The 22,999-nt window shown below is 33.7% G+C and carries 22 protein-coding genes and 1 pseudogene; 13 read left to right on the top strand and 10 right to left on the bottom strand.

Going from position 1 to position 22,999, the window contains the following annotated elements; all coding sequences use genetic code 11:
* Positions 1 to 40 precede the first annotated feature (40 nt).
* Positions 41 to 1,063, bottom strand: coding sequence for a Holliday junction branch migration DNA helicase RuvB (gene ruvB, locus ACP3T3_RS12125; protein WP_426476119.1), 1,023 nt, complete (start codon positions 1,061 to 1,063; stop codon positions 41 to 43).
* A 261-nt stretch (positions 1,064 to 1,324) separates the two neighbouring features.
* On the opposite strand from ruvB, the gene hutI reads away from it, so the two are divergent.
* The 3 genes from hutI to ACP3T3_RS12110 all read left to right on the top strand — a co-directional run bounded on the left by hutI (position 1,325) and on the right by ACP3T3_RS12110 (position 4,986).
* Positions 1,325 to 2,548, top strand: a complete 1,224-nt coding sequence (gene hutI / locus ACP3T3_RS12120; RefSeq protein ID WP_426476118.1) for an imidazolonepropionase — start codon at positions 1,325 to 1,327, stop codon at positions 2,546 to 2,548.
* A gap of 87 nt (positions 2,549 to 2,635) precedes the next feature.
* Positions 2,636 to 3,556: a formimidoylglutamase gene (gene hutG / locus ACP3T3_RS12115; protein WP_426476117.1), complete on the top strand. Its 921-nt coding sequence runs from the start codon at positions 2,636 to 2,638 to the stop codon at positions 3,554 to 3,556.
* 137 nt (positions 3,557 to 3,693) lie between these two features.
* The gene (locus ACP3T3_RS12110) at positions 3,694 to 4,986 is read left to right on the top strand and encodes an aldehyde dehydrogenase family protein (RefSeq protein WP_426476116.1); all 1,293 of its coding nucleotides are present in this window, start codon (positions 3,694 to 3,696) and stop codon (positions 4,984 to 4,986) included.
* A gap of 200 nt (positions 4,987 to 5,186) precedes the next feature.
* On the opposite strand, the gene pyk is transcribed toward ACP3T3_RS12110, so the two are convergent.
* The 6 genes from pyk to ACP3T3_RS12080 form a co-directional block, all read right to left on the bottom strand.
* The gene (gene pyk / locus ACP3T3_RS12105; protein ID WP_426476115.1) at positions 5,187 to 6,632 is read right to left on the bottom strand and encodes a pyruvate kinase; all 1,446 of its coding nucleotides are present in this window, start codon (positions 6,630 to 6,632) and stop codon (positions 5,187 to 5,189) included.
* Positions 6,625 to 7,098: an IPExxxVDY family protein gene (locus ACP3T3_RS12100; protein ID WP_426476114.1), complete on the bottom strand. Its 474-nt coding sequence runs from the start codon at positions 7,096 to 7,098 to the stop codon at positions 6,625 to 6,627. Before ACP3T3_RS12100 ends, pyk begins: the two co-directional genes overlap by 8 nt.
* Positions 7,076 to 7,840 (bottom strand): ribonuclease III, encoded by a 765-nt coding sequence (gene rnc, locus ACP3T3_RS12095; RefSeq protein WP_426476113.1) that lies wholly within the window; start codon positions 7,838 to 7,840, stop codon positions 7,076 to 7,078. The genes ACP3T3_RS12100 and rnc overlap by 23 nt, the downstream gene beginning before the upstream one ends.
* 9 nt (positions 7,841 to 7,849) lie before the next feature.
* The gene (fabF, locus tag ACP3T3_RS12090; protein WP_426476112.1) at positions 7,850 to 9,094 is read right to left on the bottom strand and encodes a beta-ketoacyl-ACP synthase II; all 1,245 of its coding nucleotides are present in this window, start codon (positions 9,092 to 9,094) and stop codon (positions 7,850 to 7,852) included.
* Between the two features lie 34 nt (positions 9,095 to 9,128).
* The gene (locus tag ACP3T3_RS12085) at positions 9,129 to 9,368 is read right to left on the bottom strand and encodes an acyl carrier protein (protein WP_002976354.1); all 240 of its coding nucleotides are present in this window, start codon (positions 9,366 to 9,368) and stop codon (positions 9,129 to 9,131) included.
* A 503-nt stretch (positions 9,369 to 9,871) separates the two neighbouring features.
* Positions 9,872 to 10,327, bottom strand: a complete 456-nt coding sequence (locus ACP3T3_RS12080; protein WP_426476111.1) for a hypothetical protein — start codon at positions 10,325 to 10,327, stop codon at positions 9,872 to 9,874.
* Between the two features lie 245 nt (positions 10,328 to 10,572).
* Between ACP3T3_RS12080 and ACP3T3_RS12075 the strand changes: the two are divergent.
* From ACP3T3_RS12075 to ACP3T3_RS12055, 5 genes and pseudogenes are all read left to right on the top strand, one after another.
* Positions 10,573 to 11,450 (top strand): annotated as a pseudogene (locus ACP3T3_RS12075) (IS982 family transposase).
* Positions 11,451 to 11,634: 184 nt separating this feature from the next.
* On the top strand, positions 11,635 to 13,134 hold the full coding sequence (locus ACP3T3_RS12070; protein ID WP_426476110.1) for a hypothetical protein: 1,500 nt from the start codon (positions 11,635 to 11,637) through the stop codon (positions 13,132 to 13,134).
* A gap of 10 nt (positions 13,135 to 13,144) precedes the next feature.
* On the top strand, positions 13,145 to 13,705 hold the full coding sequence (locus ACP3T3_RS12065) for a DUF6705 family protein (RefSeq protein ID WP_426476109.1): 561 nt from the start codon (positions 13,145 to 13,147) through the stop codon (positions 13,703 to 13,705).
* A 482-nt stretch (positions 13,706 to 14,187) separates the two neighbouring features.
* A complete protein-coding gene (locus ACP3T3_RS12060) occupies positions 14,188 to 14,595 on the top strand; it encodes a hypothetical protein (RefSeq protein ID WP_426476108.1) in 408 nt (135 codons plus the stop codon).
* 5 nt (positions 14,596 to 14,600) lie between these two features.
* Entirely contained in the window at positions 14,601 to 14,954 is a 354-nt protein-coding gene (locus ACP3T3_RS12055) for a hypothetical protein (protein WP_426476107.1), read from the top strand.
* Positions 14,955 to 15,365: 411 nt separating this feature from the next.
* Here ACP3T3_RS12055 and ACP3T3_RS12050 read toward each other — a convergent pair whose 3' ends face one another.
* The 3 genes from ACP3T3_RS12050 to ACP3T3_RS12040 all read right to left on the bottom strand — a co-directional run bounded on the left by ACP3T3_RS12050 (position 15,366) and on the right by ACP3T3_RS12040 (position 17,278).
* On the bottom strand, positions 15,366 to 16,697 hold the full coding sequence (locus ACP3T3_RS12050; protein WP_426476106.1) for a hypothetical protein: 1,332 nt from the start codon (positions 16,695 to 16,697) through the stop codon (positions 15,366 to 15,368).
* 69 nt (positions 16,698 to 16,766) lie between these two features.
* On the bottom strand, positions 16,767 to 17,036 hold the full coding sequence (locus ACP3T3_RS12045) for a hypothetical protein (protein ID WP_426476105.1): 270 nt from the start codon (positions 17,034 to 17,036) through the stop codon (positions 16,767 to 16,769).
* A 5-nt stretch (positions 17,037 to 17,041) separates the two neighbouring features.
* The gene (locus ACP3T3_RS12040) at positions 17,042 to 17,278 is read right to left on the bottom strand and encodes a hypothetical protein (RefSeq protein ID WP_426476104.1); all 237 of its coding nucleotides are present in this window, start codon (positions 17,276 to 17,278) and stop codon (positions 17,042 to 17,044) included.
* Between the two features lie 633 nt (positions 17,279 to 17,911).
* On the opposite strand from ACP3T3_RS12040, the gene ACP3T3_RS12035 reads away from it, so the two are divergent.
* The 5 genes from ACP3T3_RS12035 to ACP3T3_RS12015 all read left to right on the top strand — a co-directional run bounded on the left by ACP3T3_RS12035 (position 17,912) and on the right by ACP3T3_RS12015 (position 22,934).
* The gene (locus ACP3T3_RS12035; RefSeq protein ID WP_426476103.1) at positions 17,912 to 19,201 is read left to right on the top strand and encodes a tyrosine-type recombinase/integrase; all 1,290 of its coding nucleotides are present in this window, start codon (positions 17,912 to 17,914) and stop codon (positions 19,199 to 19,201) included.
* Positions 19,202 to 19,216: 15 nt separating this feature from the next.
* Complete coding sequence (locus ACP3T3_RS12030) at positions 19,217 to 19,951, top strand: hypothetical protein (RefSeq protein ID WP_426476102.1); 735 nt, start codon at positions 19,217 to 19,219, stop codon at positions 19,949 to 19,951.
* A gap of 81 nt (positions 19,952 to 20,032) precedes the next feature.
* The gene (locus ACP3T3_RS12025; RefSeq protein ID WP_426476101.1) at positions 20,033 to 20,311 is read left to right on the top strand and encodes a helix-turn-helix domain-containing protein; all 279 of its coding nucleotides are present in this window, start codon (positions 20,033 to 20,035) and stop codon (positions 20,309 to 20,311) included.
* Between the two features lie 75 nt (positions 20,312 to 20,386).
* Complete coding sequence (locus ACP3T3_RS12020; protein WP_426476100.1) at positions 20,387 to 21,625, top strand: primase-helicase family protein; 1,239 nt, start codon at positions 20,387 to 20,389, stop codon at positions 21,623 to 21,625.
* A gap of 328 nt (positions 21,626 to 21,953) precedes the next feature.
* Positions 21,954 to 22,934 carry a toprim domain-containing protein gene (locus ACP3T3_RS12015; protein ID WP_426476099.1) on the top strand — a complete coding sequence of 327 codons (981 nt, stop codon included), beginning with the start codon at positions 21,954 to 21,956 and terminating at the stop codon, positions 22,932 to 22,934.
* The last annotated feature ends 65 nt before the right edge of the window (positions 22,935 to 22,999 follow it).

Below are 22,999 nucleotides of genomic sequence, written 5' to 3'. Positions count from 1 at the left end.
AATTCTCATTAACCTTAAACTTTAAACTGAAAACTTTAAATTAAAAAAGCTCTCCCGGATTTTTAGGTCTTGTAATATTTAAATGTTTGTAAGCTTTGTCAGTCACTTCTCTTCCTCTTGGAGTCCGGATAATAAATCCTTCCTGAATCAGAAAAGGTTCATAAACTTCCTCCAGCGTTTCAGGATTTTCAGCAATAGAAGTGGCCAGGGCAGAAATACCAACCGGTTTTCCCTTAAAATTTTCAATCATGACACGCATGATCTTATTATCCATCTCATCCAGACCAAATTCATCCACATTCAGAGAATTCAGGGCATATTTGGTGATATTGATCTCAATTTCACCATTCCCTTTTATCTCTGCGAAATCACGTACCCTTCTCAATAAGGCATTGGCAATCCTTGGGGTTCCACGGCTTCTTCTTGCAATTTCTAAGGCTGCATCTTCATAAATGACTACACCCAAAACTCTTGCACTCCGCTGAATAATCATTGACAAAAGTTCAATAGAATAATATTCCAGTCTGCTTTGAATCCCAAATCGGGCAAGCATAGGTTTAGTCAGCATACCACTTCGTGTAGTGGCTCCCACCAGTGTAAAAGGATTCAGCCCGATCTGCACACTTCTGGCATTAGGACCTGTCTCCAGCATGATGTCAATCTTGTAATCTTCCATCGCAGAATACAGATATTCCTCTACAACAGGGGAAAGACGGTGAATCTCATCAATGAAAAGCACATCATTTTCTTCCAGATTGGTCAATAAACCGGCTAAACTTCCAGGTTTATCCAATACAGGACCGGAAGTGATCTTACAGTTTACACCAAGTTCATTGGCGATAATATTGGCCAGAGTAGTTTTACCCAGTCCCGGCGGACCGTGTAATAAAACATGATCTAATGCTCCGCCGCGTCTTTTTGCAGCAGAAACAAAAACTTCAAGGTTCTCCAGCGTTTTTCTCTGCCCCGCAAAGTCTTTAAAGCTCTGGGGACGGATCTGCTCTTCCTGCATCAGCTCCTCTCTTGAGTAGTTTTCCTTATCTGGATGTAAAAAATCTGGCATTAATTCATTTCATTTACTTCAAAGATAGCAAATTTAGACTAAGGTTGAAAAGCAGATTGAGAAAACGTTAAGATTGATACGGAGGTTTATGCGTAGGTTGAAAATGAGAAGACCTAAGATTTAATTAATTGGGATATTTTAAGTATTTTTGAGAGGAAAAATTATTAATAAAAATTAATAAAATTTTGACTGTTTAGCAGACAAGTACTGATTTGATGAATTGATGAACTTGAATCTAAACATTGCACTAACTTTAAACTAATGAAATTAATAGGACCATTTAAGCAGGTGGTAACGCTTGCTGACTTACCATTAAGAGGAAAACTTTCCGATGAACAGCTGGAAATTATAATAGACGGAGGAATTGTAGTAGATCAGAATACCATTCGGAAAGTTGGAAATTTTGAAACATTAAAAGCAGAAAATCCTACCATACAAATTGAACAAATCGAGGGCGAGCAGGTTGTTCTTCCTGCCTTTGTAGATTCACATACACACATCTGTTTTGGAGGAAACCGTGCCAATGATTTTGCCATGCGTAATGCGGGGAAAACCTATCTGGAAATTGCAGAAAGTGGTGGGGGTATCTGGAGTTCCGTACAACACACAAGAAATGCTTCGGAAGAAGAATTACTGAAAACGTTGGTAGAAAGAATCCACTTTTTAGTTGATTTGGGGATTACGACCATTGAAGTAAAGAGCGGTTATGGCCTGGATGTGGAAAATGAGCTGAAAATGCTTAGGATTATTAAAAAAGCTCAGGAGGCAACTAAGGCGACTTTAGTTCCTACCTGCCTTTCCGCCCACTTAAAACCAAGAGATTTTGAAGGAAGCAATCCGGAATATCTTGAATATATCATCACAGAAATTTTACCCAAAGTAAAAGAAGAAGGATTGGCGAACAGAGTAGATATTTTTATTGAAAAGTCCGCATTTCAGCCTGAAGAAAGTAAAGAATTCTTACTTAAAGCAAAAGTATTAGGCTTTGAAATTACCGTACATGCAGATCAGTTTACCCCTGGAAGCTCAAGAATTGCAGTAGAAGTGGGAGCGAAGTCTGCAGATCATCTGGAAGCCACAATAGATGAAGATATTCAATTTCTGGCAGAATCCGATACCGTGGCAACAGCCCTTCCGGGAGCTAGCCTGGGCCTGGGAGAAAAATTTACGCCGGCACGAAAATTATTAGATGCAGGAGCTATTGTAGCCATTGCAAGTGACTGGAATCCCGGTTCGGCTCCAATGGGAAATTTAATTACCCAGGCTGCTATTTTAGCAACATTCCAAAAGCTGACTACTGCTGAAGTGTTAGCAGGAATGACCTTCCGTGCTGCATATGCTTTGAATCTTGAGGACAGAGGACAATTGGAAGCCGGAAAAAAAGCAGATTTTGTCACTTTTAGAACCAATAATTTCCAAAATGTACTTTATAATCAGGGAAGCTTAAAAGCCGAACATGTTTATATTGATGGAAATCTGATTTAAAATTATAAATTAACCATATTTGCTCTTTAGTCAGCAGTTCTAAATTTCTGGTGATTGAAGAGCAGACAATAGGCAAATGACTGAATAATGAGTAATATTTGGCAAGGCAGATTGGACGGAGAAGAACTTCTCTATCACAGATTATTTCAAAGAGTTAACGAAGAACGTAATTACGACAGCATCTCTGCAGGAGATATTGCGTTGCATGGTTTTGCTGTGGATGAAGGAGTAAGAAGAAACAAAGGCCGTCAGGGAGCCAAAGATGCTCCGGATGTGATCAGGAAAAATATGTCTAATTTTCCGGTGATTCTTCCGGATTTTTCAATGCTGGATTTTGGAAATGTTACCTGTGAAGACGGCAACCTGGAAGATACTCAGAATAATCTTGCCAAAAATGTTTCAAAAGTTCTTTTAAAAGGAGGAAAGTCCCTTGTTTTGGGTGGCGGACACGAAGTTACGTATGCTCATTATTTAGGCGTTAAAACAGCCTTCCCGGAGCAGAAAATAGGCATTATTAATATTGATGCTCATTTTGATAACAGACAGCCTGAAAAAGGAGTAGGACCAAGCTCCGGAACCGGGTTCTGGCAAATCGCTCAGGAAGGGCCAATCAATTCTCTGCATATTGGAATTCAAAGAAACTCCAATACGTTGAAGCTTTTTGATACAGCTCATCAGTATGGGATGAAATATATCCTGGCCGACGAACTATTCTTTGAAAATCTTGCATCCATTTATCAGCGTATTGATGAGCTGCTTGACAATGTAGATTATGCCTATCTTACAATCTGTATGGATGTCTTTAATGCATCAATTGCTCCCGGAGTATCGGCTGCAGCGTATAATGGTATCTTTGCAGATGCAGCCTTTATGCATTTTTACAGGCATATCTTAAAAAATAAAAAATTGGTGGCGCTGGATGTAGCAGAAGTTAATCCTTCTTTTGACATTCAGGACAGAACCGCAAGACTGGCAGCATGTCTTGTGAATGAATGGCTAATGATGTAAGGTAAAGTTATATTCTTCCGATAGAGAAAATCATTTTTTTATTGACCCTTAAGGAATAGAATTTGCTGAATTCACCGTGCTTTTAAATAAAAGCGCTCATAAATTCATTAGCTGAATTTAAAACAGAAATTTATATTATGGAACAATTACTTGAAAGCAAGCTTATTAAAGCTGATAAAGCGTTTTCAGTGTGGAGAAAAATGCCGTTTGAGGAAAGGCAGAAGTTAATTGCAAAAGCAGCAGAAATTTTAAAGAATAATTCGGAGAAATTTGGGAGAATCATTACAACAGAAATGAATAAACCCATTTCAGAATCAATTGCTGAAGTAGAAAAGTGTGCTTTAATGATGAATTATTATGCCGCAGCTGAAAATATATTGAAACCTGAAAAAGTTGAATCTGAATTTGCTTATTCTGAAGTGCACTACGCCCCGAAAGGAGTGATTTTAGGCGTAATGCCCTGGAACTTTCCGTTTTGGCAGGTATTGAGATTCGCTACTCCTGCAATGTTGGCTGGAAATACAGTAGTTTTAAAGCATGCATCAATTTGTTTCGGAAGTGGAAATGCCATCGAGGAAGTTCTTCTGGAAGCAGGTTTTCCGGAAGGTATTTTCCAGAATCTTGAAGTAGGACATCAAGCGGTAAAAGAAATCCTTGAACACGATGCTGTAAAAGGAGTGAGCTTAACAGGTAGTGGAAAAGCAGGTGGGGAAGTGGCTTCAATAGCTGGTTTAAATATCAAAAAATCCTTACTTGAATTAGGTGGAAGTGATTCCTTTATCATTTTTGATGATGCTGATTTTGAAGAGGCAGCAAAAGCCGGGGTGAAATCCAGGCTTCAAAACTGCGGGCAAACCTGTACTGCAGCAAAAAGATTTATCATTGATGAAAAAATCGAAGATACATTCTTACCTGTATTCATTGAAGAATATAAAAAATACGAAATTGGAGATCCTTTAGATAAAGAAACCAAATTAGCGGGAATGGCCAGACCGGATCTTGCTGATGAATTGGAAGCACAGTTCAACAGGGCTTTGGAAAATGGGGCAGAAATCATCATTCCTTTGGAAAGAATTTCGGAGAATGAATTTAAACCTGGCTTAATCAGGGTTCAGGAAGGAAATCCTATTTTAAAAGAAGAACTTTTCGGACCTCTTGGAATGGTTATGACTGCAAAAACTGATGCTGAAGCTTTACAAATGGCCAATGATATTCCTTTTGGACTTTCCAATTCTGTCTGGACTAAAAATAAAGAGCGTCAGCTATTCTTCATTGAAAACCTTGAATCAGGAACAGTCAATATCAACAGAATGACAAGTTCTGATCCACGTTTTCCGTTCGGAGGAACTAAGGCTTCGGGATATGGTACAGAATTGTCTTTATTGGCTTTAAAAGAGTTTGTAACGGCTAAGACTATTGTAGGAAATTAAAAGTATAAAGATGTCATTCCGAGGAAGCAAGGAATCTCAGAGATTCTTCACTATACCCCGTTGCGTTCAGAATGACAAATTACCGCATATAAGTTAACAGTAAACTTTACACTATAAATAAAAACTCCCGGAAACTTGTTTCCGGGAGTTTTTTATGCTGTTACAAAAAGTAATTTTGCTTATTGCTTATTGCTTATTGCTTATACTGTAGTCAGTCTCAATGTATTGGTTTTTCCACCTTCATATGATGGAGTAGCATTGATGTTGATAACGAAGTCTCCGGTTTCGATATAGCCGTAGTTATGTGTCAGCATATTTACCTGGATGATTGTTTCGTCAGTAGATTTTTTCATATCATAATAATATGCGTGAACACCCCAAAGAAGGTTCAGCATTGTAATCACTCTTTTGTTCCCGCTGTAGACAATGATATGAGAGTTTGGTCTGTGTGCCGCAAGTTGGAAAGCAGTGTATCCTGAATGAGTAAGTGTTACAATAGCAGAAACGTTTGTTGTTTTAGCAATTCTTACCGCTGCAAGACAAACCCTGTTGGTAATGAATCTCTCATCGATGCAGTTATAATCTTTTTCGATAGGCTCATTTTTGTGTTGATAAAAATGAGTGGTTTCGATATTCTTTACAATTTTAGCCATGTTTTCCACCACCTGTACCGGATATCTGCCTACAGAAGTTTCTCCTGATAGCATTACCGCATCAGCTCCGTCCAATACAGAGTTGGCTACGTCATTTACTTCCGCTCTTGTTGGCGTAAGGCTGTTGATCATTGTCTCCATCATCTGGGTAGCGATAATCACCGGCTTAGAATAGAATCTTGCTTTTTCTACCAGGTTTTTCTGGATCGCAGGAACTTCTTCCATTGGAACTTCTACTCCAAGGTCTCCACGGGCAACCATTAATCCGTCACATTCAAGAAGGATTTCTTCGATATTTTTTACCCCTTCAGGTTTTTCAATCTTAGCAATGATCGGAGTTTTGAATTTTCCGTTCGGATGTGCTTTGATAAGCTCCTTCAAGTCGATAATATCCTGAGCATGACGAACGAATGATAAGGCAATCCAGTCAACTTCCATATCAAGCATGAAATTAGCATCCTGAATATCTTTTTCTGTCAATGCAGGAAGAGATACATTCGTATTAGGTAAATTAACTCCTTTTTTAGAACTTAACGGACCTCCTTGAATGGTTTTTGCTTTTACAGTATCTTTTTCATTGGTTTCGATCACTTCCAACATTAGTTTTCCATCATCAATAAGGATTCTTTCCCCTACTTTTACGTCTTGTGGAAACTGTTGGTACGTCATGTACACCTTCGTAGAATCTCCCTCCATCTTTTCATTGGTGAAAGTAAGAATATCACCTGGATTCAGATAAGATCCTTCCTTTACAACCCCCACTCTCAGCTTAGGACCCTGAAGATCTCCCAGGATTCCCACTGAATATCCATACTCGCTGTTTAGTTCTCGAATTATTTCAATATTTGTTCGAACTAAGTCGTAATCTGCATGGGAAAAATTTATTCTGAAAATATCAACACCCGCTTTCATTAGATCTAACATTACCTCCTTCGATGATGAAGCAGGCCCTAGTGTTGCGATAATTTTTGTCTTCTTTAAATACTTATTCATAATACTGGATAATTTGATAAAGTTCCTCTTCAGAACTCAATGTATAATCTTGAATTGGAAACACAAGATTTTCAGGGAGCAAAATTACGGAAAAATCAGGAAACTGTTCCGAACTATGCAGAATATATTCCACATCTACCTGATTATTTAATAAAAATTTAATGTTTTCTTCTTCTGTAAAGAGTTCTGTCTGAATTTTTTTTTGCTTACTTTCAGAAGATTTATTGGAAATGAAGGTAAAACAGGTCTTTGTAAACTTGTGATAAGCCTCATATCTTGGAAAAAAATAATCATAATACCCTCCATGAAGGACAAGGTCTTCCTTTCTCGAAAAATTGAGATCGTTAGTATGATTTATTTTGTAGAAAAACTCATGAGCAGGTATATCTTTGGCTAATCTTACCAATCCTATGGCAATATCTTCAAATTCTATATCATCAAGATCATAAAGTTTTTGAATTTCCAAGTATATTTTCTTTTTTATTTAAAATATAAAATGCCCTCTGTGCTGCCTTTTCCTCTGCTTTCTTCTTGGAAGTCTCTGTTGCGTTAGCAATTTTTTCGTCTCCCAGCCATACATGGCACCTGAATACGACAGATTTATTGGCCTGTATTTCCTCGCAGGTTTCGTACTTGATATTCACCTTCTTTTTCTGGCTCCATTCGAGAAGGAGACCTTTATAGCTTACAATTTTATTTTCAAGCTTATTGATCTCGGAAGGGGTCAGCAGTTTTTCCAGAATAATCCTTTTGCAGGCATCATAATGGAAATCTAAATAAACGGCACCAATTAAGGCTTCGAATAAATTTCCGGAGATATTCTCGCCCAAAGCCGAAGAATTGTTCTGCTTTTGCAAAAGGTTGGTAAGCTTAAGATCTTCTCCTAATTTATTGAGGTTTTTCCTATTAACAATTTTAGATTTCATTTGCGTCAGGTATCCTTCATTAGCCTGAGGATAGGTCTGGAACAAATGACAAGAAATAATTGTACCCAAAACAGAATCTCCCAAAAATTCAAGTCTTTCATAGTTGCTGTCTTGATTTTTAGAAGAATTTTTCAAAGAAAAAGCCTCGCGGTAAAGAGCAATATTTTGTACCTCTGTACCCAAAACTTTTTTAAGCTCGGTACTGAGAAAATACTCTCTCTCCGTTAATTGTCTTTTTCTTTTTTTGAGAAGGAATTTAGAAAAGTATTTCTGTAACTCCATTCATTGAATTTAGATTTTCTTAAATAGAACGCAAGCGTTGTGCCCGCCAAATCCAAAAGTATTGCTCATGGCTACTTTTACATCTTTCTTCACAGCTGTATTAAACGTAAAGTTTAGTCTGCTGTCAATATTTTCATCATCAGTAAAATGGTTGATGGTAGGAGGAACAGTACCATGAATAATAGTTCCCAAAGCAGCGATAGCTTCAATCACCCCTGCAGCACCTAACAGGTGGCCGGTCATTGATTTTGTAGAATTAATCTGAATGTCATAAGCATGCTCGCCTAATAATTTCGAAATTGCATTGGATTCTGCGATGTCTCCTAATGGAGTAGAAGTACCATGCATGTTGATATGATCTACTTCATCAGCAGTTAAGCCTGCGTCTTCCAGACAACTCTTCATTACGAGATAAGCACCCAGGCCTTCAGGATGTGGAGCGGTCATGTGATGTGCATCAGCACTTAAACCTCCTCCTAATAATTCTGCATAAATTGTAGCACCACGTTTTACAGCGTGCTCATATTCTTCAAGAATAATAGTTCCCGCACCTTCACCCAGTACAAATCCATCTCTGTCTTTGTCAAAAGGTCTTGAAGCTGTTTTGGGATCATCATTTCTTGTAGAAAGTGCCATCATTGCGTTGAATCCACCGACACCACTTGCTGTAACGGCAGCTTCAGAGCCTCCGCACACAATCACGTCTGCTTTTCCTAATTGGATCAGCATTTTGGAATCAATTATAGCATTTGCTGAAGATGCGCATGCAGATACAGTAGTATAGTTGGGCCCGTGGAATCCGTATTCTATTGAGATATGTCCGGGAGTGATATCCGCGATCATTTTCGGGATAAAGAAAGGGTTGAATCTCGGGATTTCCGTATTGGCCCATCCTAATACTTCAGTTTCAAAAGTCTCTAATCCTCCGATTCCGGAACCCCAGATTACACCGACTCTGTTTTTATCTACATTGTCTTCTATAATACCGGAATGTGCTACTGCTTCTCTTGCAGCAACAAGTCCCAATTGAGTATTTCGGTCCATTTTTTTAGCCTCTTTCTTATCAAAATGCTGTAGCGGATCGAAGTTTTTTACCTCGCAAGCGAACTTTGTTTTAAAGTTTGTGGCATCAAAAAGAGTAATCGGAGCGGCACCGCTCTCACCTTTCACAAGATTTTCCCAGTATTCTTTTGCATTATTTCCTATTGGTGTTATTGCTCCAAACCCGGTTACAACTACTCTTTTTAATTCCATAAACTTTGTTTAATTTCTTTTTTGTTGAAGAATATTATTTATTTACTACTTCTTCGATGTAAGCGATAGCGTGTCCTACAGTAGTAATTTTTTCAGCTTGGTCATCAGGGATCTGAATATTAAATTCTTTTTCAAATTCCATGATTAACTCAACTGTATCCAATGAGTCAGCTCCTAAATCGTTAGTGAAGCTAGCTTCAGGAGTTACTTCTGTTTCTTCAACGTCAAGCTTATCAGCGATGATAGCTTTTACTCTTGATGCAATGTCTGACATAGTAAATTATTTTTTTAATTGTTAGATGGTGCAAATATATAAAATTCTTTACGATAAAACATTTTTTTACTCTTTTTTGTGGACCAGAAGCTCTCATTTTGGATTGTTTTACTTTAGTCTTTTCGTTTTCAGGAGGTTATATTGTTGTTGATGTAAAGATGTAAATTGTCATGAAAAACTAAAAGAAGATCTAAAGGATAGATTATGCAAATTTCAGTATTATTAGCTTCGTGTTTTATGAAAATTAGTTTTCTTTCTTTCTTTCTTTCTTTCTTGATGGTTGTCATCAGCCAGCTTTCAAATTAAGGATGTATAAAGATTTTTTATAAATTCTTTTTAAGCTATACAATTCATTGTATAGTTTATTTCATATTGGTTGTAATGTTATTCGAAATACCCAAACACTAATATCTTTGACTAACTGAGAATTTTGTTTCATGTTTAGTCATTTAATGATAATGTTTTTGATGAAACTTAAGTTTTAGCCCTGATTCTAACGCTGGTTATTGCTTTGTATAGTAGATAGCTGGAGAAAAATCCGGATACCTTACCATTAACGTGTCATTTATTTTTTTTACCCTAAACTCATCAGCGCTATACAGATTGCCGGTAGTTGGTTTGCGGGTTTCTGTATAAAAATATAATGTACTTGAATATCCTTCTTTTTCAATTGCCATTACCAGGTTTGTATTTTGGGATTGGTTTATTAAGCTGCTATAACTTATATTATTAGGTAAGATGATATCATCCTGTGTGAATTTTATGTATTGAACTGGTGCAACACTAGTTTGTTTCCATGCCCAAACACCTTGTATCCACGTTGGCGGGTGGAAATGCTGTGCCGGAGGTTGAGGAGTTGTGGCGTTTTCAGGTTCATTATTAGGTAAATTATCATCATTCCCGGAACAGTTGAACGTTAAAAATGATAATGATAAAAGAGATAATAATAAATTTCTCATGGTTTAGTTATTATTAAGCTACTCAAATGTTGAGTATTGTTATTAATTAAATTCAAAATTTGGTTTGTGATTTGCCTTTTTGAAACATAATAAAAGAGTGTTTCACTTTTTCTTGTCCCAATTATTAACGTAAAGATATGTTTTTTGTTATAATTTCTTACCCGTTGTGCATTATGAATTAAAAGAGAAAAAGTTGTTCATTTGATTGAAAATCAGTAAAATGTATTAGCAATAAAACATTTACAATGAACAACTTGAATGCAAATTACGAAAGAATTTTGGAAGTTTTACGAAAAATATCAAATGAGAATCTACTGTCTTATCAAAGACGAGTTCCAAGTTAAAGGATTTGGAATTGATTAGTCTTGCCTTAACCGCTGAATTTATGGGTATTGATAGTGAAAATCATCTTTTTCGACATATTCCCGATACAATTGGGCAAAAAATAGATCGAAGTGTCTACAATCGGCGCAAACGTAGATTGGCTACTAAGATTAATGAAATACGAATGAAACTAGCCATAAGTTTTAATGAATATGAGAAGTTCTTCATCATTGATAGTATGCCTGTAGAAGTTTGCAAACTTTCCAGAAGCCACACCTCGAAAATTTGTAAAGATGCTGAATATTGTTATCCAAACAGAGGTTTTTGTGCCTCTGAGCAAATGCATTTTTATGGTTACAAACTTCATGCGGTTTGTTCCATAAGTGGTATTTTTCAAAGTATAGATTTAAGTCCAGCCTCTGTTCACGACATTCACTATTTAAAAGATATTAAAGAGCAATTATCAGATTGTACATTACTCGGAGACAAAGGATATTTGTCATCTGAAATTCAAATTGATTTGTTCAATTATGCAAATATAGAATTAGAAACGCCTAGAAGACTGAATCAGAAAGATTACAGACCTCAATTTTATTTGTTCAAAAAACAGAGAAAGAGGATCGAGACCCTGTTTTCGCAATTATGTGACCAATTTATGATTAGACGTAATTATGCAAAGAGTTTTGATGGATTTAAAACCAGGATATTAGCTAAAATAACGGCTTTAACCGTTGTACAATTCATCAATAAAGCCTATTTCAATCGAAATATCAATAACTTAAAAGTCAGTATTATTTAAAATGCACAACGGGTTAAGTATTTATTAAATATACTACGACACGTTTTGTCGCTTTGTGGATGTACATTTGCATCACTGTTGTAAAGAATAAATAAAGACAATGTCATCCTGTTGAGATTGAATTAATTAATTTATATCTTTGCGCAAAATAAGGTTAAAACAAACTTTAATTTAAAAACAAATAATGAAAAACAAATTTATTGTTAGGTTACTCTCTTTGGTAACTATTATGGTCTTGTTATATTCCTGTAGGAACGAACTAACATCAGAACAAGAAACCTACAACAACAGCGGTCAATTCAGACCAACATCCAAAACAATTAGTTTAGAACAAAGTAAACATAAACTAGTTCTTAAAACTGAATTACAAAAAGCACAACACAATCTAAAAGAAATCAAAACCAACATATCAGGCAAATCAGTTGATTATGCAAATGGAGTTTCGATTGACACTGATAATGTAACTTACATTGAATATGGACCAACTTTCCATACCTACACATTTAATCTGGATAGAGAAAATGCTCCTGAAAATGCTCCTTTAGAAAACCTTGTGTTATCCTCATTACCTGATGGAACTTATAAGGAGCTTTTAGTTACTTATAATTTTACACCGCAAGAAAAACTTGACTTACTTGCAGGAAAAGGTGTGAAAACAACTGGTAAAACAACAGCTATTGAACTTGCAAAAGGAACATATGGAGGAGTGATCTCTAATAGAAGTATGGGAGGTGCTGAATCATGTTCTTATCAAACGGTAGATATCTATTTCTCCTGCTATACGGGAGAACATCACCAAGGAAATGAAAGCAGTTGGGGAGGCTGTAACTGGCAAGGTGAAGGAGGTTATCCTCCTCAACACCTGACTGTAGTAGCATTAGTCTGCACAGCAAGCACAGCCTTAGGTGATGATGGTTCACCAGGAGGTGGTGAATTGGGACCCACTACAGGCTTAGGAAGTGGACCAAATGAAGGAACTCCTACTATACCAACACTACCACTTCCAAGAAACACTCCTTGCGGGAAAATAAAAACACAAAGAAGTAATGCAGACTTTTATGCTAAAATGAGTTTACTGGAATCTAATACAGGATTAAAAATGGAAACTGGATTTATACAAAAAAATGACGGTAATTACGAATATAAAGACAATGCCACTGCTACTGAGACTAGTAATTCATTAGGACTTCCTAATGCTAGTTTACCTGAAAATAAAAATATTAAAGGTTACATACATACGCATGTAGATGATTTTACATATTATGATACTACAGAAGGGGCAGATGCTACAAGATATGGTATAAAAATATTTTCTCCTGCTGATGTAAGTTATTTTATGGATATGATAAAAAATGCAAAAGATAACTTTAATGATTTAGGAATGGTTTATGCTGTAATGGTTTCAAGTTCGGTAAATTATCAAATTCGTTTTACTGGTAACGAATATCAGATTAAAACTTTTACGGACGCTGATGCCATAGCTTTAAAGAAATCTTATTTTGAATTTATGAAAAGTAGAATAGGTAAACAGAAACAATTAGAGTTAGGCTTTCTTCAATTCATAAATGACAGAATGAATTTAAAAGGAGTAAGTTTGTATAGAATGAACACAGATGGAACAACCACAGAAATTAGCCTTAATTCTGATAAAACAGATACAACAGAAACAAATTGTCCAAACTAAAAAAAATATTATGAAATACTTATTTTTTACTTTAATCTTTTTTACTATTTCTTGTAACGCACAAGTAATTTCTTTAGAAGATGCAGCTCAATGTCTAACAAATCCTAATTGTCCAAACTATAATTATGAAAAAGATATTAATAATTCTCTAGATAAATATATCAGTACATGGAAAGGAACTTATAATGGAAAAACCTATGAGATTCAACTCAAAAAAGGCATTTATGAGGAGATAGGTATAAGAAGAGATAAATTAATTGGTAGAATGAAAGTAACTGATACTAACGGAAATATAATTTATAATTCTTTTAACGAAACTAATGATGCAACGATTAAATTTAATGGCGTAGGATTTCAAAAAGATTTAAAAGCATACATGATGTACTTTATTGGTAACAGTGAATTTGCTTGTGGCGAAGAAGGAATCGTTTATTTAAGAATTAAACCAGAAACACCAAATAAAATGAGTATACTGATGTTGCAAGATGCTGACATTACATGGGGAGAATGTCCACCAACCTACCAACCTACTATACCATATAAAAAATCAATATCCTTGGTAAAACAATAAATTAAAGTTGATGAAATAAAAATGATTGGTTATACCACGGACAGGTAAAACCAATCATTTTTCATTTTAAGTTACTTTCAGTATAAGCCATAGAATCAAGGTTTAAGACTTTGAAAACACAATAAGAATAGCTTAAAAATACTTGCTGACGATCGATTCAAGAACAGGAAAGTACCTTATATGTTAATATATTATGTAAGTTAATCAATAATTTCATTGTATTAAATTACTCCTATTCTGTGAGTGAGAAATGGTACACAGTCCCAGATCCTATATTTATTTGTATATATAATTAAGATCTTATAAAGATTAGTCGTTTTTCACCTAGGCGTTTACGGATTCTAGCCCTTATCTTTTTTTTCTGGTATTATCTGTATCAAAAATAATTTTTAGGGGCTGGAATCCTGATAATTACTTTGATATTATTAAAAAAAATATGTATTTTGATAGTTGTTTATAAACTATGATTAAAATAAAATTATATGGGAACAATAACTTTACGATTTATGGGAATTGATGATGAAAGAAGGATTATGGATGTAATAATGCAAACCGTAGGTCGAGAAGGCAGATACATTCTTAGAATACAAAATAATCTAAGTTTTGAGGATTTAATGGCTAATCAATTAGTTCAGTATAAAGTTCTGAGAAGAAAAATGATTAAAGATAAAGATGATGTAGAATCTTTTGAGTATAGCGAAGGAGATAATTTTGCTTCTGCAAAACTCAAAGGTGCTTATAAATGGGTTGAAGAAGAAAAGAAAAAGCTTAATCCAGATTATTATATGAGAATGTGGAATAAATTGAGTAGCAACGTCCTTATTGCTGCGGTAATAGGAGCTATTGTTGGAACATTATTAACAGTATTTTTAACATCATTATTAAAATAATAAATATGAGTACAGAATTTTATACACAAGCAACAAGATATGAGAATTTAGTTAGAATAGCTTTCAATTGTCAAAGAGGAACAAAGAACGGAGCTGATTTGAGTTTTATGCAAAATGCAATGACTATGGAGAACGGAGATACTTATGCCAAACACTTAGGAAGTTTTGAGAAACAATTTGATAAGGTTAAGAATTACACTTCTAAAGCATTAATTAAATTATCAAAAACAAAACCATTTTCTTCTGAAAAAGGATTTTTCTTAGACTTAGAAGGGAAAGTAAATTATGTAGGTACAACTTCTCAGTTGATGGATATTGTTAACGAATCAATGGATAAAGTTTTGGAGTTGAAAGAATAATTTCCACCAGCTCTCCGCGCATCATAATGATATATGTATTCAATCTCTGAGATTCCTAAGACTTATGCGTAATAAATACTTTATAAATGTCTTTAAATCCTTACTGATAGGCTGTTTAGTGTGATTTTCGTTTTACTTGACAAAATGACATCCATTTAATGGATCAATATCAATCAAAATGAAGTATTCAAATTAATTTTAAAATAAGACTTGTATCTAAAAGAACATTTTATACGGTCTCCTACACAACAATAAAAGCTTTTTTTTACCCTATCGTTCAAAGATTTTAGCCCTTATCTTTTCTTTCTGATAGATCAGTACCAAAAGTAATTTTTAGGGGCTGGAAGCTTGAAATATTAAGACAAAATAAATTTACGATTTTTGCAGATGCAATTTAAGTAGAAGCTTCACTTATTTTAAGTTTTTATATGTCTCAACATAAGATGAAGGAGTTAAATTATCAAATAATAGATAAATTAAGAATGAATCGCCTAAAGTAATTTTTTGTTCATTTAATGTAATTTCGATTGCTCTGTTATCAAATATAAAAGGTTTGTACTTTCTGGCTTCATCGAGAATTTTATGTGTTTCTTTCTTGCTTAACCATCTAGTAACAATACCTTTTGAATTAAATAGTTCTATCAATTTATCCAAATCTATCGCCAAATATATTTTTAATCTTCCAAATATAATGTCAAAAATATTAGCAACACCAAAAGGTTTAAAAAATATTGGATCTTTTAATGGGATGCCAATTAAATTAACGTAATCCACAATCACATTTTTTTCATAAATGTGGTTGACAATCTCCTTGAATAGATATGGCGCAATAGCTCTTTTATTTTCTCTGTAAATCCCTATGTAAATTATTTTTTCGATTTCTCCATAAGCTGAATAATTTAGTTTAGATTCTTCAATAAGATTCATTAAATATTCATAATAATATTTTCTTATATGTGTAGATTCTAAAACTGTTATTTTTTCGTTAGAAAAGGGATCAATTCCTTCTTCATTCTTAAGAAAATTAGAAACTTTAATGCCTTTTTCCATCTGTTTTAAAGTTCTTTCTGCTTGGTCAAAAAACTTACTATCTTTATCGGAGTAATCAATTTTAGTTACATCAAAATCATCTTGTTCTGCATAATCAAAAAACTCATAAATCTTTTTCTGTACAACTCCTTCTTTGCATTCAACTATTTTAATTAAATCTTTTTTTATTAATAAAATATCACCTATATCAATAAAGGAGGTTAAATCTGTTATTAATGCAAAACTAAAATCATCCTCTTTGTGAAAATGTTCGACCGCTCTTATAACAGATTCTAAATTTGTATTTAATAAATCTGGTCTATTTTTATCTCCTGAAAAAAATCTTCTTGCCTTATAATAATCTCCCTTGAATACTTGCCACGCAATAAAATCTGCAAAGTGCCTTAAAATTTTGATTTTATATTGAGTTAAACTCAGTTTAGAATTTAGCTTATTAACTAAACCTTTGTTTTTATCACGTCTGGCCTGTTTCTCATCTTGTTTAAGGGCTTTGAGTTCCTTTAAAAGAGGTACTATTTCTTGAATTATTAAATTTTGTCCAAGTCTAAAACCTTTGTGAACCTGGGAAAGAAATTCTATTTTCTCTTTTTCAGTAATTTTTTCTGGGTTTTTAAAATCAAGGGGTTTATTCCTGATTCCATATTCAGCAATTAAATGAAAAATTTCTTTAATTTTTATTTCAAAAGTTTCCAATCGTGAGTTGTTTTTTTAAGCTTTCTGCTAACGGGAAAGCATTGATAAAATTTGGTATTTCGATGAACTTTAATCTAATATCTTTTTTATTTCATACAATTTGATGATCCAAATTCCATCATTTCGTCTATACCAAAGGTTTAATTTTCTACTTTTTTCAAGTGGTAAAATAGAAATTAACATATCCTTACTTTGATACTCGATTGTTTGTGTTCCAATGCTTTCAAGAAAAGAGATTAATTCGAAATTACTTTCGGATAATTCAATTATGTCTTTTTGTAAATCTATTTCAGATAAATATGACAGAATTTTATTTGCTTGTTCGATGATCTTATTCATTGTATTTAAATAGCAATTACTTCATATCCAATTCTAGATTGTAATGAAATGTAATCCGAATGATTGTTACCAATGCAATAGATTTTAATCCTTTCATCTTCAATTTTAACAAATTGAGCTGTAATACTATAAGGTAAATCGCCTGTTATAGACGTTACACCTTCAATTGAATAGTTTTTATCGTCTGCTGGGATAACAATTTTAAAAACCAATGTATCTCTCGTGTAAATTTTAGTTTCCATAATTATTTTTTTACAGTAAATTTAGATTATTTTTTTTATATGTACTTTCGTAAATGGCACATAAGATCTAAATATACACATTGTGCTAACTATATTATTTTGCATGTACCAATTGCATTTTAAGTTGTGAAAATAGGAAGATTATTGATTATCATGTTTGTAAATCAATTAGTTGAAATATTCTAGTAAATTCGAGAGAATGGGGTATGCATACAAAACCAGCCCACCTAATCCAAAAGGGAAATGACTTTAAAAATAGGGGGTGGCTTCTTAAGATTTATATTATTATGATAAAATTTCAACTCTTTATTTTCTCTTCCTGTTAGGAGCAATGTTATCTCTCACTGTTTGCTGACTGATGTTTATACTTCTATACTATGAGAGTGATAAGGCAAAGACAAATATAATTTAGATTATTTAAATTATCGTGTGTGTTAATTGCTGAAGCATTCAGAAGTAAATAAAAAATTAAATTGTTGTCTATATGTTGTCTAAAAATAAATAAAACCACTGATTGTCAGTGGTTTTAGTGGAGTTGGAGGGAAATGAACCTTGTTAAAATTATCATAAAGCATTTTATATAAGTGTGCTAATTATCAATATTTTATGTATATTTACATAAATAAAAACAAGTTGTTTTTATGGTTAATTATAGAAGTATTAGCACCTAAATTAGCACCTATGAATTATACATTTAAATTAAAAGAACCAAACTCCCAGAAAGAAACTTTAATTTATTTTCGTTCATATTTTGGTAATGAAAATAAGAATTTTATTTATTCTACGGGTGAAAAAATAATACCGACTGAATGGGATTTTGAAAACAGGCAACCTAACGATCTTAATGGGCGAACCAAAAGAGCAGAAAACCATCGAAGTATAAAAAAGCAATTGGATAGGTATAGTGGTTTTTTTACAGAAATTGTCAATCGTTATAAAAATATTAATGAGGAAATGACGGTCGATATTGTAAGACAACGATTTGATGAAGAATTCAAGAAAGCTACAATTAAAGACGATTTTTTTAGAATATATCAGGAATTCCTGGATGAGAAAGAGAATGACTATACAGGCAATGCAATTTCAAACTCAACACTCAAAAGATATAAATGCAATAAAACCCTGCTTGAAGATTTTCAAAAGGAATATAAAATTAAGGTTACGTTGGGCAAATTTGATGATAAGATTTATAATAAGTTCTTAAAATACTGTATCGAGAAGAAAGAACATTCAGCCAATACTGTTCACCGTAACGTTGGATTATTGAAAACCTTTCTATCATGGGCGCTAGAAAAGAAATATACATATAACAGCAGCTTTACTAATTTTAAAAAGCCTCCAAAATTCCGTACCGATGAAATTGCACTGAATTACCAGCAGGTTGAAGAAATTTACCAATATGATTTCAGTAAAAACAAGAGATTGGAAAGAGTGAGGGATCTTTTTGTTTTTGGTTGTGTTACTGGACTGCGTTTTGGAAATTACAGCCGTGTTTCAAAACAAGATATCCAAGGAGATTTTATCAGGGTAATTGATTTGAAAAGTAAAACAAAGAATCTTTCTATTCCCCTCAACAGTATTTCTCGGGCTATTTTAGAAAAATATGATTATGAACTTCCCAATATTTCCAATCAAAAAATGAATGAATTTATCAAAGAAGTCTTTCAGGAAATGGAATTTACTGATGAGATAAAGAAAACCATGAGGTATGGAGATGAATTAGTAGAAAAGAAAACGGAATTCTATAAACGAATTTCGTCTCATACTGCAAGAAGAAGCTTTATTACGATAATGAAAAATAAAAGAGTTCCTGATAAAATAATTATGTCTTACACAGGTCACAGAAGTTTAGAGGTTTTCAATAATTATTATAGACCGAGTGAAGAGGATAAGGTAAATTATATGAATGAGGTTTTTAAATAATCATTAATTTTGATTATGGATCAAAAGAAACTATACGGACGGTGGAACTTCTGGGAAGAATTAGCTGGCTATCCCATGATGATCTATTACTGGATTAGAGGCGAGAGAATCAAGAAGTTACTTTATAAACGGATTGAGAAAGCACGATTCCGAGCCAATCAGATTATTTTGACAGAAAAAATAAAGCATGAATTTATAATTGATTATGAAAAGACAGATAATTTCTTCAGCCATCATTTTAAAAATATTGATGATTCCAGAAATCATAATTTTCAGGAAAAGATTGCCTATTGTTTACAACAATATAGAAAAGAGTCTTCAAGGCTCATGAGTTCAAGCAACATGATGAAGCTTCAGGAGAATTTTCTTAGCGGGGCTGAAACTACCCTTTTTATTTATTTTGCTTTAGATCATAAAGTGAAAAGAGAAATCCATTTGTCGGATATTATGATTGGGGAAAACAGTTCTGTTCTGCTGTTTGATTTTCTAAAAGCTAAAAAATACATTGATGAAAATCATAATTTACTCGTAGATCAAAAGTCTTCACTGATAAGAATACACCGTTTCTTAAAAGATAATTATATTATTAATCCCGATTTTCAGGATATTACGATTATAGAGGCTATGGAAAATGAATACAATACCAATTTTGATAAAGGAACATTTTCAAGAGCTGTCATTGCTAAAACTTCTGATTTTGAGGAAAGTATCTATAAAGAATTATCAAAAATATTTAACATTAAGTATTAAACTTTATGCAATTGAGTAGAATTGCATATTTAATAATCCCAATCACACACTTTTGCCTGTATAATTTAAAAATCTTACAAAATGCAGGCAACCAATCCCTTTCAAATCATTCTTGATGAATTAGGAGAAATAAAAGACCTAGTCTTTTCCCTAAAAAAAGAACCTGAAATTGAGCTAAAAAAGAAATTCTATTCCATCAAGGAATGTTCAGAAATTCTAAAGCTCGATTATCAAACCGTACGCTCGCACATTTTAAAAGGCAATATTAAGGCAGAACAAATAGGACGATTCTACCGAATCAACCATTTAGACCTAATGAACGCTTTACATGAAGTGAAATCACTTAAATACAAAAGGTAAACAGTTCTAATTGTTTGTCCGAAACCTTATTGTTTAACGATCCGTATTTCCTGTACGGAATTAAACCTTTAAAAAATGAGCGAAAAAATCCCCTATTTACGAGTTGGAACCACCTATTATAAAACGATTGAAAAACCTTTGATCTCAGGCGATAAAATATCGATTCTTGTCCGCTGGAACCGTGAAACCATTATCAGCGATCATGGAAAAATTTATGTTTCCAAAGTTCCGAAATATGATGGATTCTGCTGTATACCATCTCATTTGAAATACCAACAGATTATTGCAGGTTTTTACAATGTTTACAATGAAATTCCTTTCCAACCTATTAAAGAAAATATCAGTCTGGCTTCTCTTGCTGAAAAAATTCCGTTTTCCCTTATGTTTATGGAACACATTTTTGGAGAACAGTTGGAACTAGGGTTGGATTATATCAAAATCCTGCTTCAGTATCCTGTGCAAATGCTTCCGATCCTCTGTCTTGTCAGTAAAGAAAGAGCCACCGGAAAGTCTACATTCATTAAATGGCTCAAAGCAATTTTCGGACTTAATATGACCTATATTAAAGGGGATTCCTTCAGCAGCCAGTTTAATTCAGACTGGGCTTCCATGCTTCTTGTTGCAATAGATGAAGTATTCTTCGACAAAAAGGAAATTACCGAACGGTTAAAATATCTTTCCACCACCAATAAAGATAAGAAAGAAGCCAAAGGAAAAGACAGAGAAGAAATAGAATTCTTTGGAAAATTCATTTTATGTTCCAATAATGAAGATAATTTCATCCAGATTGATGAGAACGAAATCCGTTTCTGGATAATCAAAGTAAAATCTATTCAAAGTGAAAATATTGAGTTCCTACAAAATCTAAACAAAGAAATCCCCTATTTCCTGCGCTATCTGATTGAGCGCCCATTTCACAGCCATAATAAAACAAGAATGTGGTTTACAGATTCTCAGATCAGAACCAAAGCCCTTGAAAAGCTTGTCTGGAAGAATAATAACAAGCTGGAATCAAAGATCATTGAGCTTCTGTATGAATTTTTTGAGACTACGGAAGAGCTTGTAATTCATTTTATCCCGCAGGATATTTTCAATATGCTGGGTAAAATGTTCAGGAACCAGTACTGGACGGTTAACGATATCAGAAAGCTTCTGAAAGAAAACTGGAAGCTCGAACCCCAAAATAATTCATTAGCCTATATCAAGCACGATATTGATTATAGCGGAAGCTTCTACCAGCAGAATAAAACAGGAAGGTATTTTACAGTGGAAAAGGATTTTATTCTCCAAAAATTTGATGAAATGATGAATTAATTGATAATGAAAAGAAAATCAATGAATTATATCTCATCAAAATCCTCATCAAATTTTAAATCCCTGATTTTTGATGAGGAACTGATGAGAAGAAAAAGACAACTTTGATGAGATGATGAGAGTTTGATGAGTAAGTAACTTTCTGTATTACAAAAAGATATAGGGTTTTCTCATCAATTCATCAAAAAATTTCCAGTTTGAAACCCGGACACACAAACTGCTATATACACTGAGCGATATAGGTAAAATCATTGTAGCCGGAAATTAAAATAAAGGTTATAACGGACGAAACTATAATATAAAACAACAATTACATAATTATATCAATATGAACTGTAAACAATTTAACACCATTCCGTTGGAAGAAGTCCTTCTTTCTCTCGGACACCTTCCCACAAAACAAAATGAAAAAGAAGCTTGGTATCTCAATCCATTTGCCAACGAAACGCAAGCCTCTTTTAAGCTTGATAAACAGAAAAACTTGTGGTTTTTGCACTCCGAAGGAATTGGCGGGAACAATACTGATTTTATGCAAAAATATTTGAATGCTTCTGTAAGCGAAGTTTTATCGTGGGCAGAAAAACAGAATTTTTCTTCTTTTCACCAGCAAGAAAAACTATTCCTTAGTCCAAAAACTGTTCAAAAACCTGGATATCAAATTACAGGAATTCATGATCTTCAAAATCAAAACCTTAAAAACTATCTTCAGGAAAGAGGACTTTCACCATTTGTCTATCCTTTTGTAAAGGAGGTACATTTTACCATTGGTGATAAAAATCTTTATGCGATCGGGTTTGAAAACCAATCAGGAGGTTTTGAATTGCGGAATTCCTTTTATAAAGGGGCATTACTGAAAAAAGACATTTCAATCATTAAGATGAATAACGATCATAATTATTATCAGGGAAAACTCCAAAACACAGCAGTTTTTGAGGGCTTTATGGATGCATTATCTTTTATTGAGATGAAAAAGCATGTCATTGGAGATATTATTGTCATGAATTCCTCCGCTCTTGTTGGTAAAGTCAAAGAGCAGTTGAAAAACTATTCCATCATAGCTCTCTACCTTGATAACGATCATGCAGGACTTAAGTGTAAGAATGAGATTTTACAATCTTTTCCCCATGCTGTAGATTGTTCTCAGCTCTATTCCGTACATAAAGATCTCAACGAATATTTGATACGAAAAATTAAAAATGAAAAAAATGTAGAAGCCAAACACCTGTCTGAAAGCTTGCAGGAATCCAGAGAAAAAACCGAAAAACAGGACTCTGAAAACAAGCAGGGTTTTAAAAGGAAAAGGGGATGAAATGTGCGATATGGTTTTTACCAGCTTTCTGCAAAAATTATGTGCTGGGTGCTTAGTGCAAAAAG

The organism is Chryseobacterium sp. CBSDS_008 (assembly GCF_049959325.1).
Taxonomy (GTDB): domain Bacteria; phylum Bacteroidota; class Bacteroidia; order Flavobacteriales; family Weeksellaceae; genus Chryseobacterium.
The sequence above is the reverse complement of the archived record's forward strand: the minus strand, read 5'-3'. Positions and strand labels throughout refer to the sequence as shown.